Annotated in this window: 15 protein-coding genes; all 15 read left to right on the top strand. The window is 46.9% G+C overall.

Features of this window, described 5'->3' with window-relative positions:
• Positions 1 to 120: 120 nt before the first annotated feature.
• The 15 genes from E0496_RS27875 to E0496_RS27805 all read left to right on the top strand — a co-directional run bounded on the left by E0496_RS27875 (position 121) and on the right by E0496_RS27805 (position 18,717).
• Positions 121 to 909 carry an aminoglycoside phosphotransferase family protein gene (locus tag E0496_RS27875; protein WP_241675017.1) on the top strand — a complete coding sequence of 263 codons (789 nt, stop codon included), beginning with the start codon at positions 121 to 123 and terminating at the stop codon, positions 907 to 909.
• A 434-nt stretch (positions 910 to 1,343) separates the two neighbouring features.
• The gene (locus E0496_RS27870; RefSeq protein ID WP_141505132.1) at positions 1,344 to 3,293 is read left to right on the top strand and encodes a serine hydrolase; all 1,950 of its coding nucleotides are present in this window, start codon (positions 1,344 to 1,346) and stop codon (positions 3,291 to 3,293) included.
• 59 nt (positions 3,294 to 3,352) lie between these two features.
• Entirely contained in the window at positions 3,353 to 4,027 is a 675-nt protein-coding gene (locus E0496_RS27865; RefSeq protein WP_141505131.1) for a response regulator transcription factor, read from the top strand.
• Positions 4,024 to 5,385, top strand: coding sequence for a sensor histidine kinase (locus E0496_RS27860; protein ID WP_141505130.1), 1,362 nt, complete (start codon positions 4,024 to 4,026; stop codon positions 5,383 to 5,385). The genes E0496_RS27865 and E0496_RS27860 overlap by 4 nt, the downstream gene beginning before the upstream one ends.
• A gap of 80 nt (positions 5,386 to 5,465) precedes the next feature.
• Positions 5,466 to 5,786: a hypothetical protein gene (locus E0496_RS27855; RefSeq protein WP_141505129.1), complete on the top strand. Its 321-nt coding sequence runs from the start codon at positions 5,466 to 5,468 to the stop codon at positions 5,784 to 5,786.
• 364 nt (positions 5,787 to 6,150) lie between these two features.
• A complete protein-coding gene (locus E0496_RS27850) occupies positions 6,151 to 7,059 on the top strand; it encodes an ABC transporter permease (protein ID WP_139991802.1) in 909 nt (302 codons plus the stop codon).
• A 22-nt stretch (positions 7,060 to 7,081) separates the two neighbouring features.
• Positions 7,082 to 7,975, top strand: a complete 894-nt coding sequence (locus E0496_RS27845; protein WP_141505128.1) for a carbohydrate ABC transporter permease — start codon at positions 7,082 to 7,084, stop codon at positions 7,973 to 7,975.
• Positions 7,976 to 8,010: 35 nt separating this feature from the next.
• Entirely contained in the window at positions 8,011 to 9,528 is a 1,518-nt protein-coding gene (locus E0496_RS27840; protein WP_141505127.1) for an extracellular solute-binding protein, read from the top strand.
• 35 nt (positions 9,529 to 9,563) lie between these two features.
• The gene (locus E0496_RS27835) at positions 9,564 to 11,837 is read left to right on the top strand and encodes an AraC family transcriptional regulator (RefSeq protein WP_141505126.1); all 2,274 of its coding nucleotides are present in this window, start codon (positions 9,564 to 9,566) and stop codon (positions 11,835 to 11,837) included.
• Positions 11,830 to 12,669: a PIG-L deacetylase family protein gene (locus tag E0496_RS27830; protein WP_141505125.1), complete on the top strand. Its 840-nt coding sequence runs from the start codon at positions 11,830 to 11,832 to the stop codon at positions 12,667 to 12,669. Before E0496_RS27835 ends, E0496_RS27830 begins: the two co-directional genes overlap by 8 nt.
• Positions 12,666 to 13,493, top strand: a complete 828-nt coding sequence (locus E0496_RS27825; RefSeq protein WP_141505124.1) for a PIG-L deacetylase family protein — start codon at positions 12,666 to 12,668, stop codon at positions 13,491 to 13,493. Before E0496_RS27830 ends, E0496_RS27825 begins: the two co-directional genes overlap by 4 nt.
• A gap of 161 nt (positions 13,494 to 13,654) precedes the next feature.
• Complete coding sequence (locus E0496_RS27820) at positions 13,655 to 14,317, top strand: TetR/AcrR family transcriptional regulator (protein WP_141505123.1); 663 nt, start codon at positions 13,655 to 13,657, stop codon at positions 14,315 to 14,317.
• Positions 14,307 to 15,581 (top strand): MFS transporter, encoded by a 1,275-nt coding sequence (locus tag E0496_RS27815; RefSeq protein ID WP_141505122.1) that lies wholly within the window; start codon positions 14,307 to 14,309, stop codon positions 15,579 to 15,581. Before E0496_RS27820 ends, E0496_RS27815 begins: the two co-directional genes overlap by 11 nt.
• A 17-nt stretch (positions 15,582 to 15,598) precedes the next feature.
• A complete protein-coding gene (locus tag E0496_RS27810; protein WP_141505121.1) occupies positions 15,599 to 17,938 on the top strand; it encodes an ABC transporter permease in 2,340 nt (779 codons plus the stop codon).
• 11 nt (positions 17,939 to 17,949) lie between these two features.
• Positions 17,950 to 18,717, top strand: coding sequence for an ABC transporter ATP-binding protein (locus E0496_RS27805; protein ID WP_141505120.1), 768 nt, complete (start codon positions 17,950 to 17,952; stop codon positions 18,715 to 18,717).
• The last annotated feature ends 666 nt before the right edge of the window (positions 18,718 to 19,383 follow it).

Here is a 19,383-nt window from a genome sequence, read left to right as displayed (position 1 = left end):
AACAACCATTCGAAGGGAAGAGCGAGCATGGGAACCCTTATAAGTGCGATAGATTGGCTTGAAAAAAATGAAAAGCTAAATGAATTAATAAAGCAAGAAGATGCCTTAACCACACATGCAATGAATCATGGTTTTGAGGCTGAAGTGATGAGGATTAGCTCGGACGAAGAGAGTTTTGTGCTGAAAACGTGGAGCAAAAGCTCGAAGCCGGATATCCAGTTTCAATATCATTTATTGAATGCCTTATTTGAAAGAGGACTGTCCGTCTCAAGGCCAGTGGCCTGGGGGATCGATCCAAACGGAGACAAGGTGCTGTTAACCACCTTTGATGGCGGTCCTGTGCTTAAATTAAATGGTAAGAAAATGGCCGATATTGCAAAAATATTATCAAGCATGCATCAGATTCGTGTGGAAGAGCTTGAGCAGATACAACTTCCCAAGTATGATTTTATCGGTTATTTTTTCCCAGGGGTAAGAGAGCATCCGGATCTAGCTCAAGCGTTAGATACACTTGTCGAAAAGACACCAATCACACAGGAACATATCATTCATGGCGATTTTCATATGGCTAATTTACTAGAGGACAATGGACGATACACGGTTATCGATTGGACAAACGGGCAATTAGGTGATCCAAGGTATGATTTTGCATGGTCGCTTGCTCTGATCAAAATATACGTGTCAGAGCGGAATGCCGAGGCTTTCCGCAATGCTTATCTGCTGGAGAATGAAATGGATCGGGATGAGTTGGAGGCTTTCGAAGCATTGGCGTGTCTCCGATGGATCTTACTGAATAGAAGCGGAGGAACGCCTAAAGGGCCAAGCACCCTGGGGAAGGTAAAGAGCTTGGTCTTGAACAACCGTTATTTAAGTGAGCTGGGGCTTAACGATTTTTTAGCAAAAAAGTAGTATCGAAGTGGCTATCGCTTTCTCGAAAAATCGATATTGATGGTACATATGGACGGTGAAAATGTAAGCAGCTGCTGCATGTTCATCGTCTTCTTCTTTTTTTGAGCATTTCCTTCGTCTATCCTCGCATCGTGTTGACATATGACCTCTCACCATCTCATTTATTTAAGTTGAACTAATGAAATAAAGTTGAAGTAAAGCGAAAAGATCGTTCAGGAGAAACGCAGTGTTCGCCTTTGTAGCCGGAATATTACCATTAAATGTATAAGTCACTCAATGAATCTAGCTACAACCGCGATCCTAAAGAATTCCATCCAACCCCTCTTTTCGATAAACCAGCCATGGTTCACTCTCCGTTCACACGTTTATGATATGATCTCCATTAACTCGCGAGTGAGATAGATCTAAACTATTTGGAACGTTGGAGGGTAATTATGTCATTGTATATACACAAAATATCATACAAAATGATTGTAGCAGCGCTATTGGTTGTATTAATGGGTTCCAGCATGCTCAGCATTTTGGCTCCCGTGTCGGCATCGGCTTTATCATCATCTGAGACTCCCGATTTGAACGACACAACACGGCTAACGGCGTTCATTGACGGGATTATGAAGGTGCAGATGGACAGCTATAAAATTCCAGGCGCGGTCGTCTCGATCGTGAAGGATGGAGAGCTGCTGCTTGCTAAAGGCTATGGTCAATCTAATTACGAAACAGGAACACCTATCGATCCTGATACGAGCCTGTTTCGGATCGCCTCGACCACGAAGCTGTTCACGTGGACAGCTGTCATGCAGCTAGTCGAGCAGGGCAAAATAGATCTCGACACTGACATTAACACCTACTTGAAATCGGTAAAAATACCGAAAACTTATAAAGAGCCAATTACGATGCGTCATCTGATGACTCATACTGCTGGGTTTGAGGAGGGCGGCGTCGGATATCAAATTACGACAGACCCCAAGAAGCTTCCCGGATCAATCTCGGAAACGTTGAACAAGCATATGCTGGCTCGCGTTATGCCTCCGGGCGAGTTGATGTCTTATTCCAACTATGGAGCTACATTGGCTGGACTTATCGTTGAGGAAGTAAGCGGTATTTCGTATGATGACTATATTCAGCAAAATATTTTCGAACCGCTCGGTATGAAATACGCGACGGTGCATGAGCCGATTCCGGCAGCCTTGAAGCCTTATGAAGTACTTGGCTATGCCAAGGAGGGAGGCAAATTCACAGCCAAACCCCCTACGTTCGAAGGCGGATTCCGCCCTGCGGGCTCCGGTTCCGTCTCTGCGGTGGACATGGCGCATTTCATGATTGCCCATCTTCAGGAGGGGCGATATGGAGAAACGCAGCTGCTCAAGCCCGAAACCGTCAACTTGATGCATTCATCCGCGTTCCGATTCGACGAGCGTTTGCCAGCGATGGCCCTTGGCTTTGAAGACCTTAGAAAGAACGGGCTGCGAGTGCTTTCCCACGGAGGCGCAGATACGCTATTCAGCACGGAATTATATCTTATGCCTGATAAACAAATCGGCGTTTTTGTATCTTTCAGCGGCGGTGACGGCGGGACAGCGGCCGCTGGACTGCTGAAGTCTTTCTTTGATCGGTATTTGCCGGCAGGTGAAGTGGAATCGCCCTCGGCGATATCCCCTGAGCTTGAGAAGTCGGTTCAGAAATATGCCGGCAGCTATCAGTTCACGCGCCGCAATCATAGCGATATTGATAAGTTCTTCAGCTTTATGGCTCAACTCAGCATCGGGGTTGAAGATAACAAGCTTGTGATTGGCAGCGGGGCGGAGCAGGAGGTTTTTGTTCCGATTGAACCAAATCTGTTTCAAGAGGTTGGGGGGACAGGAAAGTTAGCTTTTCGTACGGATGATTCGGGAAAAGTGACGTATATGTTCCTTGATATTTTGTCATCCATGCCGCTTGAGCGCTCAACGCTTTTCAATCAAACAAAGTTCTGGTTTCCTGTGCTCGGCATCTCGGCCTTCTTGTTCCTTACTGCTTTGCTTGGATTTGTTTACCGAAGACAAGAAATCAAGGATATGCCACTGGCACAAAAGTGGGCTGTCCGCTTGTCTGCTTTAACTGCTGCTTGGGCGTTAGTAGCCATTGCCGGGGCGCTGCTCGTCGTTATGGGCATGGATTTGCTGCAGCGGCTTAGCCAAATTACGCCTTCGTTAGTGGTCTATTTATTCTTGCCTATTATTTTTGTCATTTTAACCGTAGCAAGTATCGTTGTAAGTGTAATCACATGGAAATATAAATATTGGACCGTGCTGAAGCGGGTGCATTACTCGCTCGTAGCGCTGGCAGCCGTTATGCTAAGCTTGTTTTTCTATCACTGGAATCTGCTCGGATGGCAATTTGGTTGAAGCAAGAGTCCTCCCCTATGGGAGGAATATGATTGCGAGTAGAGAGGAGGGGGAGGCTCATGGCTAAAATCTTAATTGCAGACGATGATGCGCATATCCGCGAGCTGATATCTTTATTTTTAAGGAATGAAGGCTTTGAAATCGTGGAGGCCAAGGACGGGGCGGAAGCGCTGGACATTGTGGAAAATGCTCAAATTGATATGGTGATTCTTGACATTATGATGCCTCATTTGAATGGCTGGGACCTATGCAGGGAGATCAGAAGCATCGATTCGAATATCCCCCTCCTGATGGTGACGGCCAAGGCGGAATCTGCTCAGAAGGTAAAGGGGTTCCAGCTAGGCACGGATGATTATGTAACGAAGCCATTCGATCCCATAGAACTGGTCATGAGAGTAAAGGCGCTGCTGAAGCGTTACATGATCGTCTCTTCCCAGTCCGTACAACTAGGCGGCATTACGCTGAATCGCCGCAACTATCAGGTGATTCGAGGAGTCGAGACGCTTAATCTTCCATTAAAAGAGTTTGAGCTGCTGTTTAAGCTGGCGAACCATCCAGGACAAATTTTTACTAGGGAGCAGCTGATTACGCATATTTGGGGCAAAAATTACGAAGGCGATGACCGAACGGTTGACGTTCACATTAAGCGGCTGCGGGAGAGGTTCGCCGATGATGGACAGCATTTTCAGATTGAGACGGCCCGCAGTCTGGGTTATCGGTTAGTGATCACATGATCAAAACCTTGTATGCCCGCATCATTTTCACCTTTTTGGCTGTCATTATTTTCAGTTTGTTATCGTCCTTTTTCATTGGCTATTCTTTCTTCAAGAAAGACATTAACCATATCGGGCAAAATGACATGATCACAGTAGGCGAGGAGATCAGCAGCCTCTATGAGCAAGCAGTCCCTAGCGACGGGGACGCATTCATCAAGCGTATGGTAAAGCTATCGGCCTATCCGATTCATCTGTTTGACGCCTCCGGGAACGTGACTTTTTACGGAATCGACAATAGGAATGACCTCGCTATAGCGCCAGAAGCGGTGCAGCAGGTGCTGCGGGGACAAATTTATCGGAGTCCCGGTGAAGCCGAGCAGACGTTTGTCGGCATGCCTTTCCGGTTCGAAGGGGAGCCGCATGCGATGTTTATGCAGTTTTCCGCGGAGAATGAAAATATTATTAATCGGATGATGCTGCTTATATTAATACTCGGGCTGCTGATCGGAAGCCTATGCATACTCATCGCCGCCCGTTATTTAGTGAAGCCGATCCAAACCTTGACGGTGGCGAACAAGCGGATTGCGAAGGGCGATTTCGATGTGGAAATCAAAACGAAACGCGCTGATGAGATGGGGGTTCTGACGCAAAGCTTCAATGAAATGGCCAGCGAGCTTAAACAGCTGGAGCAGATGAGGCAGGACTTCGTCTCGAATGTTTCCCATGAGATTCAGACCCCGCTAACGTCCATTTCCGGATTTGCTATGGCCATGAAAAATAACAGCCTAGTTGCGGAAAATGATCGCCATTATTATTTGGATATAATTATTGCAGAGAGCGGCCGACTATCCAGACTCAGCGATAATTTGCTCAAGCTGGCTTCGCTGGACTCGGAGCATCATCCCTTTGAGCCGATCACATACAGCCTAGACGAGCAAATCAGGCAGATCGTAGTGACCTGCGAACCGCAATGGTCAGCCAAAAAGATCCGGATTGACCTAGAAATGGCGGATGCGGTCAAAATAACAGCAGATCAAGACCAGCTGAATCAGGTTTGGATGAATCTGCTTGGCAACAGCATCAAATTCACCCCGGACAACGGGCATATCACCATACGCATGACCCAAACGGAGGACGACCTATTTCTTTCCATCGCCGATTCGGGCATTGGTATAGCACCGGAGCAACTAGAATATGTATTTGAACGGTTTTATAAAACCGATTCATCGCGAAACCGCAATATTAGCGGGAATGGTCTAGGGCTTGCGATTGCCAAAAAAATCGTGACCCTCCATCAAGGGAGCATTGCGATGGAAAGCCAGTTGGGCCAAGGAACCACAGTGATTGTTCAATTGCCTATTCAGGTGAAAAAGTAGCTATTCGAAAGCTGCCCTCTGTGATACCATATAGAAATTAATGGTAAGAGAGACAAGAGAATCGTAGAGGGTGTGTCTTCGTGAAAACATGCAAGAAATGTAGCGGTACGGGCAAAGTCAGCGGCTTCTTCAGAAGCAAAACCTGCAGCAAATGTAATGGCAGAGGACATATTGTTCCAGGGCGATTCGCGGCAAATCCAGATAGCGGCTCTACTTCAATTATCAACAATGATCAAGACTACCAAGAAGAAGTGGATCAAATCAGCTACAATGAAAATTCCTGGCGGCAAAATACTAGGGATTCCTCCTCTGATGATGATGGTTCATCCTCCAGCAACGACAGTAGATCTTATGACTCATCCAGCTCAGATGATGGTTCATCCTCATCTTCAAGTGATTAGTTTATAACCATTTCTATGTAGTGGAAATCGGATTTAAGGCGCAGGGAGCAGAGCTCTTATGCGCCTTTTTCTTTTAGAGAAACTAATAAATATTCCTCGTTAGCGTACAGTTTCACCTCTAATGCCTTGTTAGATTTCCCCTTTTCTTAATCATGAGTTTTCTTCAATGGTCACGAAAAAGGTACCTCCTGATGTTTAAATTGCAGTAAATGAGTTTTGGTGTTAGTTTTATGTTATTAATAGTGACATAAAACGTGTGAAATACCCCGAAATCCATGAAATTTGAACTGAATCATTGAATCGGAGACTATATTGTGACCCCAACATGACGTTATCATAACGTTGTGAAGGGGGTGAAACCAAAATGGTTTTTCGAGAAATTATGCGCAATCGGGTTTTGTATTCGTTGGCGGTCCCGGGCTTGTTGGTGCTTATTATTTTCTTCTATTTACCGATGTTCGGTCATGTGATCGCGTTCAAAAATTACAATTACTTTGACGGAATTTGGGGGAGCCCTTGGACTGGACTTGATAATTTCAAGTTTTTTTTCGGCGGAAGCGACTGGCTGCGCGTTACGTTCAACACATTGTTTCTTAATGCATTGTTTATTGCGTTCGGTCTTGTCATCTCGGTAATATTAGCTATTTTTCTAAATGAGATTAGGCAGGCTGTATTCAAAAGAGTCGCGCAGTCAATGGCGTTTCTTCCGTTCTTCGTATCTTGGATGGTCGTAAGCATGATGCTGTTCTCTCTGCTTAACACCTCGGATGGCTTAATCAACCGTTCGTTGAAGGAGTTAGGCTTGGATGCTGTATCCTGGTACAGCATGCCTCACTATTGGCCGGCCATATTAACGATCATTAGCGTATGGAAGACGGCAGGCTACCAGGCTGTTATCTATTTGGCGGCCATTACAAGCATTTCGCCGGAGTATTATGAGAGCGCCCAAATAGACGGAGCAACGAGGCTGCAGCGGATTAGGCACATTACAATGCCGCTTCTTCGCCCGACGATTATCGTGCTTACATTGCTAGCGATTGGACGTATCTTTTACGGTGATTTCGGCATGATTTTCGGACTCGTCGGAGACAATGGCGTTCTATACGAGACGACGGACGTCATCGATACGTATGCATACCGTGCTTTGCGCCAGCTGGGTAATTTCGGCATGTCTTCGTCCATTGGACTTTATCAATCGGTGCTGGGGTTGGTTACGATTTGTGTATTCAACCTTATCGTTAGGAAGATCGACAAGGAATCGAGCATCTTCTAGAAAGGAAGGAGGGTTAATCGCCATGCTAAACGCCATCAAACAAATAGGCACTTCCGACAAATTAATCATTACCGCTGTGTATGTGATCGTTACGTCATTCGCGTTATTTTCTTTTATTCCATTTTGGCTCGTTATTGTGAATTCGTTCGCATCCGAAAGTGAACTCGGTCTGCATGGCTTTAGTCTCCTGCCGAGCAAATGGTCACTCGATGCGTACCGGTACTTGCTAACAGGCAATCAAATTTATTATAGCTACGGTGTGACGTTATTCGTGACGATCGTAGGTACTGTGCTCGCTGTACTCATTACCGCAATGTTTGCATACGTGCTGGCCCATCCAAAAATCAGGTACAAAAACCAGCTCGCGTTTTTTACTTATTTTACGATTTTGTTCGGTACGGGGCTTGTCGGCTTCTATATTGTGATCTCGATGTGGTTGGGGCTCAAGGACAGCATATGGTCGATGATCCTGCCATCGCTTATTAATCCATTTTACACGTTCATCTTAGTTTCATTCTTCCGTACGCTTCCCTTCGAAATTTACGAATCGGCTGTCATGGATGGAGCAGGTGATTATCGGATTTTCTTCCGCATTATGTGGCCGATTTCGGTGCCGGCAATCGCGACGATCAGTTTGTTTTATGCGATTTTTTATTGGAATGACTGGTGGCTAGCCTTGCTGTTTGTCGACAATTACAAATTGCAGCCGCTTCAGCTTATGATTAGGCAGCTCATTTCCAATCTCAATATCTTGTCATACATTCAAGGCAGTCCTGGTTCTTATGGAGGGGGATTGCCGAATCAAGGCGTACGGCTCGCGACGGTTTGCTTGACGATCGGTCCGATCGTATTTCTGTACCCCTACATTCAGAGGTACTTCGTAAAGGGATTAACGATTGGTTCGGTGAAAGGTTAATAAATGATGGGATAAACCCAGTGGAGGTTAACGAAATGACAAAATGGCCCAAACTAAGCGCTGCGCTTCTCATAATCGCTTTGCTCATTACCGCTTGCTCTCGCAATGCCGGGGAAGAGCTTGGAAACGGAAATAATGGACAGAAGGCTTCTACAGATCCCGTGACGCTGAAGATTGTTATGCCAGGCGATCGTCCTGCCGATATGGATAAGGTTATCGCGGAAATCGAGAATAGAATTAAAGGTACGCTCAATGTAAAGCTCGACGTCATCTTCTCCTCCTGGTCGGACATTCATCAGAAAACGCAGATCATGCTTACGAGCGGTGAGCCGGTTGACTTGATGTTCGAAGCCCCCTGGATGCATTTAGACAGCATGGCATCAGCAGGTTATTATGAGCCGCTAGAGGAATTGCTTGACGAATACGGCAAAAATATAGTGGCGGCGCGCCCGCAGCAAATGTGGGACGCAAACAAAATTAACGGCCAAGTGCTCGCCATTCCGCTCGGAAATTCCTTTTACAAACCAACGACCTATTATATCCGCAAGGACTTAAGAGAAAAGCTCGATTTGCCGCCTATGCAATCCTATGATGATATTATCTCGTTTGCTAGAAAGGTTCAGCAGCAGTTCCCTGACATCACACCAATGACGCCCCAAACGCAAATTCCAATGTCGGAGGTGCATTTCCGATTAGCGCAAGGAACCGATGTTATGATGACGCCGATGTTGACTGATTTTATCCTCTATAGGGCTCCGAATTCGCCGATTATCCGCAATATGTTGGACGATCCTAGCCCGGTGATTTGGAGCGCGATTGAGAACGCACGCAAGCTTTATCAGGACAAAATCATTAATCCAGACGTGATGGCGATCAAGGACCCCGATAACTGGGTGACGACTCATCCTACGGCAGTTTACTTAGCGACGGATTTTGGCTTAAAAGCCGACCTGGCCAAGAAGCTGCTCTCTAACTTGCCGGGTTCGGATCTTGAATCGTATACACTTTTCGAGCCGACGCCGGGTAAAAATTCGTCGACATTCAAGCAGTGGAATTTCATGACCGTTCCGAAATCGAGCAAAAACAAAAAAGAAGCAATTCAATTTCTCGACTGGGCAAACGCCTCTCAAGAAAATTATGATCTGCTAGCGTATGGAATCAAGGGCGTGAACTGGGAAGACACAGGGGATCGGCAGTATAGGATGTTGACCCCGGACAAATACCCATGGTTCCCGTACGATTGGATTTGGAATCCGAAATTCGACCGCCTTGATGCAAGCCAAGAGCCCTCCGCTATCGAGCTAAATCGGTTTATCATGAACGCGGACAACTTTACGGTCGATGTACTGACAGGCTTTAACTTTAATACAAGCGCGGTTCAGAACGAGCTGTCCCAATTTTACGCGCTGGAAAACCAGTATTTGCTGCCGATATACAACGGTGCGGTTGATCTGGATACGTATTGGAAGGAGTTTTCCGAGAAGGCCGGTCCCGCAATCAAAAAAATTCAGGAAGAAGGGCAAAAACAAATCGACGATTTCCTGAACAAGTAGCGTCATAGAGAAACAGAGGGAGAGGGGAGGATTACATGCGTAAATACATCCAAGCTGAGGCTTATCTGCACGTCTTTCTGGTATTGGTTATTTTGTTCAGCATGACCGTTATTCCCTTCTCCTTCTATTTATCGAACCAGTATTCCAAGTATGCTTCGCAGGAGCTTGAACGAAATGACCGTTATAAGCTGGAACAAACGAAAGAAAATCTTGTCTTTACGTTCGACCGCCTGAAGCGGGTAACGCTGAGCCTATACGAAGAGCCGGAAATCAGGACATGGGTACAATTGCGGGAAGAAGATCCGTTCGCGCTTAACGGCATGGTGCAATTATTGAAGAAAAGACTCGTTAATGAGCCTTTCATCGAATCCGTTGTTGTGTACAACGCCAACCTAGGACGCGTATTTGATTACGATACGGGGATGCTTCCGGCTTATGAAATGCTGATTGATGGCATGGAAGAGCTCGTGCAAGGAGACTCTCCGAATTATTTCCGTATGACAAAGCTGCTGTTCCAAGGCCAAAAAGGTCTTGCCATCCTGCTGCCGTTCGGACTTGAGAAAGACCGTTCGAAGAGCTTTCTGGTTATTCGGTTGAACAGCGATGCCATTCAGAAGTCTATGCTGCAGCTGAACAAGGATAGCGGCGTATTCATTCATGTGGCAGATGGCAATGGTGAGCCCATTATTGGCCAATCTGACGAGGGCCTGCTCCATCAGTTGAGTGAGCAGGACAAGACACAGCGCAAAGAAACATTCCGAACAAGCGTCCAAGACAGCCAGTGGATCGTTTCCTATGATCTGGCAGGCGTTGAGGATTGGACGATCTATTACTCGGCAAGAATGGACGACTGGTTCCGCAAAGTGGAATCTTTTAAGCACAAAATTTTGTATTCGTTTCTCGGGTTATTGCTATCGTTAATTGTGATCTTGTTTTGGAATGCGAGAAGCTATCATCGTCCCGTCAGCCAGTTGGCAAGGCAAATATCCAGCATGGTCGAAATGGCCACGGAAAGCGGCTGGAGAAGAAGGCTGCTGCCGAAGAACGAGGTTCATCAGATTCAGCAAGGCTTCGGGATTCTTTCGGAGAGGATTGAGCAGTTGAGCCAGTCGGTTCAGGATGGACGGCTTAGGCAGAAGGAAGACGACTTGCGCGAGTGGGTCAATGAAGGCAAGCTGGAAGGCCCGGCCCGCAAGCGGCTTCAAGAAGCCAGTACGATTTTGGATTACACCAGCATCGTTGTCGCTGTATGCAGAATCGATTCCTATATGGCGTTATCCGAGAAATATGATTTCTCCTCTCGCAAAACGCTTAAGGGCACGATCGTCAATATCGCCTGCGAGACCGTTGGACACAAGGCTTGGAAGGTAGAAAGCATTGATTTTGGAGGCAACCATCTCGTCTTTATTATCGGAGTCAGTGCCGAAGGAGATAAGAAGGAGCTGCCGCACTGCTTCGAAGAAATTAATGACCGTGTGCACAAGTGGCTGAAGCTAAATCTGACCGTTGGATTAAGTGAGCTCCAGAAGCCGGACTGCGACATGAAAGCTGTCTACGACAAGGTTTTTCAGCTTGCAACGCTTAGCTTTATCGATGGGAAGAGCCGTATTTATCAAGAATCAGATTACGAAAACGAAGCCAAAAGCTCGATACCATTACCCGACAATACAATTCCACCAGAACTCATTGACTCCATTCGGTTAGGACAGACCGATAAGGCGAAGCGCCTGTTGGACGAAGCGGCGAACAGGCTGCGCCAAATGTCTTATGACGAATGTAAGCTGCAACTAACATTCCTGATCTATCACTTGTACAAGGCATTCGGCAAAGTAATGAATTCCTCCAGTATGAACGGCATTCGCTCGGAGCTGGATCGATTTAACACGCTGGATGAAGCAATGGATAAGCTGAAGGAAGATACCGAGGTTATTATAGGCAGCTTGTATGAGCGCCGCTTGGGTGACAAAAGAGACGAGCGAGTGGAGGAAATGCTTCAATATTTGAGGCTTAACATTCACAATCCCATGTTAACAATCGATGAAATGGCTAATCACGTATCACTATCCGTCAATTATGCCCGCACGCTATTCAAAGAGCGGACAGGGATTACGGTTGCGGGATATATCCTGAATGAGCGCATTCAGCTCGTCAAGTATTTGCTCGTCCAAACGGACAAGACGATTGCCGAGATTGCTGCACAGTCAGGGTTCCAATCAAGAAGCACATTTTTCACCGTGTTCAAAAAAGAAGTAGGCGTTACGCCGAGCGATTACCGCTCGAATCTGAAGGGAGCTATCATGAATGAGTGAATCGTTAAATGTAATTGTTATATTCGCGCATCCAGACGAGGGCGAGAAGTATGCCGGAGGCACGTCAGCTCTGCTTGCCAGGCGCGGCCATCAGGTGAAGTTTCTGTCGCTTACTAACGGAGACGGAGGGCATTTTCGATTATCGGGAGAGGAGCTTGTGCTTCGAAGAGCGGAGGAGGCTGCGAAAGCGCAAGCTGCCTTAGGCATTGCTGATTACGAGATTCTCGGCAACCGGGATGGATCACTGCTGCCGACGCTTGAGCTGCGCAATGCCATTATTAAACGGATTAGGGAGTGGGAGGCCGATGTCGTCATTACATTCCATCCGGAAGGCGGTACCCATGCGGACAACCGATACGCAGGCAAAGCGGTAAGTGATGCCGCGGCGTTCGTAGCCTTTGTTCCGAATGTCGTTCCGGATACGAGAGACTTACGCAAATCGCCGCTTTATTTGCTTATGCCGGACTATTCTATGAAGAAGAAATACAGCGCGGATATTGTCGTCGGAATCGACGAAGCGCTAGAGAATAAGCTGCTTGGCTGCGGCGCACATGAGTCGCAGTTTTTCGAATATCAGCCTTGGACGAACGGAAAGCTTGATGAGGTACCGGCAGTCTGGGAGGATAGACGGGAGTGGCTGCTGCGCGACCTATCGGATTTTCTGCACGTTTCGAAAGAGATGACACCATCGCTCGTGGCATTGTACGGGGAGTTGGAGGCGGGCCGCTTTCAATACGCTGAGCCGTTCGAGCTCGCTTTCTACAACTCGGGTTCGACAGTAGAGCGGGTTCGCGTGTTTATTGAGAGTTTGACGGAAGAGGTGATCGTGTGAAGGACGTCCTTCGAGTCATAGTCATCGCTGCTCATCCGGATGAGCCCGAAATTTACGCTGGGGGCACGACGGCATTGTTGGCCGGAAGAGGCCATCAGGTGAAATATCTCTCCTTGACCAACGGGGATGCTGGGCACTATGAGATGTCAGGCGAAGCGCTTGCCAAGCGAAGAGCTTCCGAAGCGTTGGAAGCGGCTAAGCACTTAGGCGTTGCGGAATATGAAATCCTTGACAACCATGACGGAGCGCTGCTTCCAACGTTGGAACTAAGGGAAGCAGTCATTCAGCGTATTCGTACCTGGAAGGCGGATATCGTCATTGCCTTTCATCCGGAAGGGGGTACGCATACGGATAATCGATATGCGGGGCGGGTCGTCGCCGATGCTTCCGCATTCGTAGCCAAAGTGCCGAATATCGTTCCTGATACGCCTTGTTTGGATGATTCGCCGCTGTTTCTGCTGATGCCGGATTACTCTATGCGTGCATCGTATAAAGCGGATCTTGTCATCGATATCGGCCAAGTGCTGGAGAAGAAGCTGCTTGCATGTCACTCCCATGCTACTCAGTTTTATGAGTTTGCCCCGTTTGAGCAAGGGATGTCCAAACCGGTGCCGCATGATTGGGAAGGGAAGCGGCAGTTTATATTGGAAGGGTGGTCGACGTTCTTCCAGGTATCGAACGAAATGCTTCCGGCGCTTGAGCGGAATTACGGAATTGAAGAGGCTGGGAAAGTTAGATTCGCAGAACCGTTCGAATATGCGAATTATAATGCGGGTGAACTAACAGAGCAGAGATTGATGCTCCTTTCAAGGCTGCGCGGCTAAAACGTATAAGGACCGCTGGGTGGGTAGCCCAGCGGTCCTTATTTTACATGAAAAAATAGAGAAAATAAGCCTGATGCAGCCCCGCTATTTACAAAATAAGGTTCATATACTATAATTCCTTTTATAGACCGACGGTCGGTCTAGTGAACGGAGGAATCCTGATGAGAACGCTCAAAGAGCCGGAAGAACGAAAAAATGAAATAATGGATACGGCGGAAGCTTTATTCCATAGCAAGGGATACGACAAGACAACGATTAACGATATTTTGAAAGAGATCGGTATCGCCAAAGGAACCTTCTATTATTACTTCAAATCAAAAGAAGAAGTGATGGATGCGATCGTCGTCAGGATTGTGGATAGTGGGGTGCTGGCAGCCAAAGCAATCGCCGCAAACACGAGCCTTACCGTCCACGAGAAGTTCCTATACATCATGCTCGCGCAAAAGCCGCCTTCCAACAGCACAAAAAGCCAACTAATTGAAGCGATGCATGATGTCAACAACGCCCAAATGCATCAAAAAAGCTTATCAGAAACGGTGCGGAAGCTGACTCCTATTTTGCAGGAGGTTACGGAGCAAGGAATACAAGAAAATCTGTTTGCCACACCGTACCCCAAGGAAGCGATAGAGCTATTGCTTGTGTCTGCTGTGACCCTTTTTGACGAGGGCATATTCAACTGGCAGCCGCAGGAGCTGCCGCAAAAAATAGTAGGCTTCATTCATGCCATGGAGACGCTGCTTGGAGCAGAGAAAGGCAGCTTCGCGTACGTGGTAAGACTCTTTGAGCAAGCGGACCCGGTAGAAGGTAAGCCAAATGGCGAATAATGCTTTTCGAAAATTTATCATTCTATGGATCGGAGAACTTGTCTCTAGTATCGGCAGCGGCTTAACCGCGTTTGGCTTAGGGGTTTACGTCTTCCAGACGACCCATTCCGCCACGGCGGTGTCACTGGTAACGCTGTGCACCTTTTTGCCGATGATCCTGTTAAGCCCTGTTGGCGGGGTATTGGCGGACCGATTCGATCGACGGCTCATGATGCTGCTAGGTGATGGGGGTTCGGCGCTTGGGCTCATTTATATTGTCATCGTCATGTTCTCAGGCGAGGCACAGCTTTGGCAGCTCTGTGTGGGAGTGACGATCAGCTCTATATTCGCATCGTTGACCGATCCGGCTTATAAAGCGACGATTACCGATTTGCTGCCCGAAGAACAGTTTGCGAAAGCGAGCGGACTGGTGCAGCTTGCCGGCTCCTCTAAGTATTTATTTTCCCCGATCCTCGCGGGCATGCTGCTTGCTGTGGTGGATATCGAGGCACTTCTGATTATCGATATATGCACGGTATTTATCACGATTATTACGATTTCCGCCGTTCGCCGAAGCTTGATTACTAAATCTGTCAGCAAGAAGCAGTTCAGCTTAGCAAAGGATTTGAAAGAGGGCTGGCAAGTTCTTGTTTCTAGAAAAGGAGTCTTCGCGCTTACGCTGCTGCTGACCGTAGTCACCTTTTATATGGGCATTTTGCAAACCTTATTTACGCCCATGGTACTTCCTCTATCTAATGCCAAGACATTAGGAATCGTCCAATCAGTCAGTGCGACAGGACTGCTGCTTGGCAGCTTATTTATTGGCGTCTTCAGCATTAATCAACAGTATGCGCGCGTGCTGTCGGCCGGACTTTTTACAGCTGGCATTTTCTTCTCGCTTATTGGAGTATCAACGAATATTTATGTAATCGCAGCCGCAGGCTTTCTGTTTTTTGCGACCTTGCCTTTCGTTAATACAAGCGCAGATGTATTGATTCGAACAAACATACCAAACGAAGCACAAGGCAGGGCTTGGGGAATGATCGGAGTGGTATCCCAATTCGGCTATATTGCTGCGTATGCATCGGCAGGCCTTTTATCCGACTATGTATTTAATCCTCTGATGGTTGAAGGTGGGGGGCTAGCTTCCACGGTTGGAAAATGGATCGGCAGCGGCCAAGGGCGCGGCATTGCCTTGTTATTTGTAGTTTCTGGCATTTTGGTCATGGCATTAGCCCTTGTTATGACAAGGCTGAAGTCGATTCGGTCGCTGGAAACGAAGTAAGGAAAGGAGGGAATAACATGCTAGCGAAAATATTAAAAAAAGATTTTAAACGAAATAAGGCGATTGCGATTATCCTGTTCGTGTTCATTATGCTGTCTGTGCTGCTTGCTTCCAGCGGGACAACGATGATGACGCAGCTATTTCGCTCCATCAACCATTTGTTTGCCGTATCCAGCGCGCCGCACTACGTTCAAATGCACGCCGGAACAGTGGACAGAGATGCCATTCATAGTTTTGCGGCAGAGAACTCTCTGGTCAAGAGCGAGCAAATATCTGAAATGCTGGTGATTGACAACGCGAATATCTACTTTGGCGACAATCCAGCAGCTGATACGAGCAGCGTTATGGATAACGGCTTTGTCGTGCAGAACAAGAGCTTCGACTATTTACTTTCATTAGATAATAAGCGAATTGAGGTTTTGCACGGGGAGATTGCGGTTCCTATTTATTATAGGCAGCAGCATCACTTGAACCTGGGCGATACGATTCGAGTTTCGGCTGGATCATCGGACATGACGTTTACCATTACAGAGTTTGTGCGGGATGTTCAAATGAATCCTTCGATTATCAGCTCCAAGCGATTCGTCGTAAGCGCAGCGGATCATGAAGCGTTGAAGAGCATGACCGGAGAAATCGAGTATATGATTGCATTTCAGCTTAAGGATCTAAACAAGCTCAATGAATTCAAGACAGCTTACCAGTCAGCAGGATTACCGGCAAAAGGCCCTGCTATTGATTATTCCTTGTTCCAGATGCTTCATGCATTAACGGACGGGGTGGTCGCTGTCATCATCTTCCTGGTTAGCAGCTTATTAGTTCTTATTGCAGTACTGTGTCTGAGATTCACCATACTGACCACGCTGGAAGAGGATTATAAAGAGATTGGCGTCATGAAAGCCTTCGGCATCCGTCAACAGCATATTCGCAACGTCTATCTAACCAAATATATCGTTCTGGCGGGAGCCGCTAGTATTTTTGGATATGTGGTATCCCTTTGTATACGTCCGCTATTCCTATCCAATATGGCGTTATATATCGGGATTGCTCCGCAAAGCATTCTGCAAAGCTTGATTCCTATTTTGGTGGCTGGACTGGTGTTTGCATTCGTTCTGCTCTGCTGCACCCTTGTGCTGAGGCGATTTCATAAAATTTCAGCCGTTGAAGCGCTGCGCGCCGGTGCGATGGGCGAGCTTAAGCTGAATACGAAGCGGATGCCGCTATATAAGAGCAGGGTTCCTAGTGTTAACGTATTCCTGGCATTGAAGGATGTCGTCGGACGGTTTAAAATGTATCTTTTATTGTTTTTTATTTTTGTCATTTGTTTCTTCATCATCATTGTTCCGGTCAATTTCCTCCATACGATGCAGTCGCCGAGCTTCGTTTCGTACATGGGTGTCGGACAAAGCGATATGCGAATGGATTTGCAGCATTCCGATTATATGCAGGAGAGATTCGATGAAGTGCAGCAGTACCTTGCTCAAGATACCGAAATAGTGAAATTCGCTCCGCTCGTGACGAGTAAATACAGCGTCATAGGAAGTGAAGGGGCACTAGAGAGCATCCAAGTGGAAACGGGGGATTTCTCGATTTTCCCTTTGAAGTACAGCAGCGGGAACGCTCCTATCAACCAAAACGATATGGCTCTCTCCACTCTAAACGCTGACGCTTTGGCGAAAAAAGTGGGAGACTCGTTGGTCCTAGTCATTAACGGTAAGCACCATGAGATGACCGTTAGCGGTATTTATCAGGACGTGACCAATGGCGGTAAAACAGCCAAAGCGCTGCTTCCCTATCAACCGGAGGATGTACTCTGGTATACCCTCAATGCGGACATTAGACATGGCGGCGATATAGGGGCCAAAATAACCGAATATACGGGTCTTTTTCCAGGGGTGAAAGTGACGCATCTCGAAGATTATATGCATCAGACACTCGGCTCGACAATTAAGCAGATCAAGATGGTTACTGTCCTTGCCGTTATTATTGCTGTGTTTATCTCTATTTTGATTACTTCGCTCTTCTTAAAGCTGCTAACCGCAAAAGACTATTCCGGCATCGCCATTATGAGAAGCCTGGGCATTGCCGTCGCACATATTCGAAAGCAGTATGTGATACGAATATTGGCTGTGCTTGCAGGCGGTATTCTCGTGGGTACGCTTATGGCCCATACGTTTGGACAAAGTCTGGTAGGTATGCTGATGTCTTCGATGGGGGCCTCCAATATCCAATTTGTGACGAACCCATGGGTATCCTATTTCTTGTATCCATTAGCTCTGGGATTAGTTGTGACCCTTACAACGCTGGTAGGTACGCTATCGATGAAAAAATACAGCATGACGAGAATGATAACCGAATGAGGGGATAATGCATGAACCACATATTGGAGATTACGGACCTGAACAAAACGTATTCAATCAGCAAAGGGCAGGAACAGGCCGTGCTGAAAAATATTAATTTACAAATACACGAGGGTGAGTTCGTTGCGGTCATGGGGGCATCGGGCTCGGGAAAGTCGACCTTGCTCTATACCATCAGCGGCATGGATCGAATGACTTCTGGAGAAGTCCTGTTCGATGGGCAAAATATTTCCTCCCTTTCAGAGAAGGCATTGGATCAGCTTCGCCAGAACAAAATGGGATTTATTTTTCAGCAGATCCATCTGCTCAAAAATCTCAGCATGCTCGATAATATCATTCTCTCCGAATATTTTGCCGCCAAAGAGAGCCGTGACTCCATCCGCCTGCGAGCGGAGGAGCTGATGAAGAAAACGGGTATCGCTGCGCTTGCAGATCGCGATATCACCCAGGCCTCCGGCGGACAGCTCCAACGGGTCAGCATTTGTCGGGCGCTCATGAACCAGCCGAAGATCATTCTCGGAGACGAGCCGACGGGAGCGCTGAACTCCAAAGCGACGGCTGACATCATGGAGCTGCTTGGCAGCATCAACGAATCTGGAACCACCATACTGCTGGTCACCCACGACGTCAAAGTCGCTGCCAAAACCGAGCGCGTCCTGTTGATGGAGGATGGAGAAATCGTAGGCGAGCAGTATTTAGGGAAATATCATGTTGATAGCGATGATGTTAAGGTGCGGGAGGAAAAGCTTTCCGCTTGGCTGCTGAAGATGGGGATTTGATAGGGGGAGCGGGGGTGCGAATGGGTAGCTCACATGAATTCACTGGTTCCTTCGCACCTCGAAATTTGTCGAATAACTATTTAAAAAGATCAATATAAGCATAGTCAATTGCATTTCTATGCTTTTTTAGTATGATTAGGAGGAAAATGTATGTTATTGATGTTATTATTGCATCAATGAAGTACATTTTCGCTGTCGCACTCCGTATGGAGTGCGTGGATTGAAATCGGAAGAACAACCAAGAGCGAGAGCTGCAGCTTGTCGCACTCCGTATGGAGTGTGTGGATTGAAATTGCCCTTTTCCTTAGCGATGCCTTCATTTGCTCCGTCGCACTCCGCATGGATTAAAATCTCTAAGCGCAAATGCTTCAGAATGTCACGGTCATCACACTTGTTGCTTTAAAATATAGTTTGGTATCTTGGAATAAAGATTAGATGAATTAGTAAGGTTTGACCAAAACCTTAGCAGTATGAAACTAATGACAACAGCATATGATTAAGCTTTATTATAGAAATGTTTCTTGGTTGGTTAGTGATTTTTGTAAATGTCAACATAAACATGTACACTTTTGCTTGTTTAAGGATGTACAAAATCACTTGTCCTCTTGAACGAAATGATCCTTCAATCGGTACGATTCGCCTACAATAGTTACGACAGTTGCATGG

Source organism: Paenibacillus luteus, from assembly GCF_006542765.1.
GTDB lineage: Bacteria > Bacillota > Bacilli > Paenibacillales > Paenibacillaceae > Pristimantibacillus > Pristimantibacillus luteus.
This window is presented reverse-complemented; position numbering and strand designations above follow the sequence as displayed.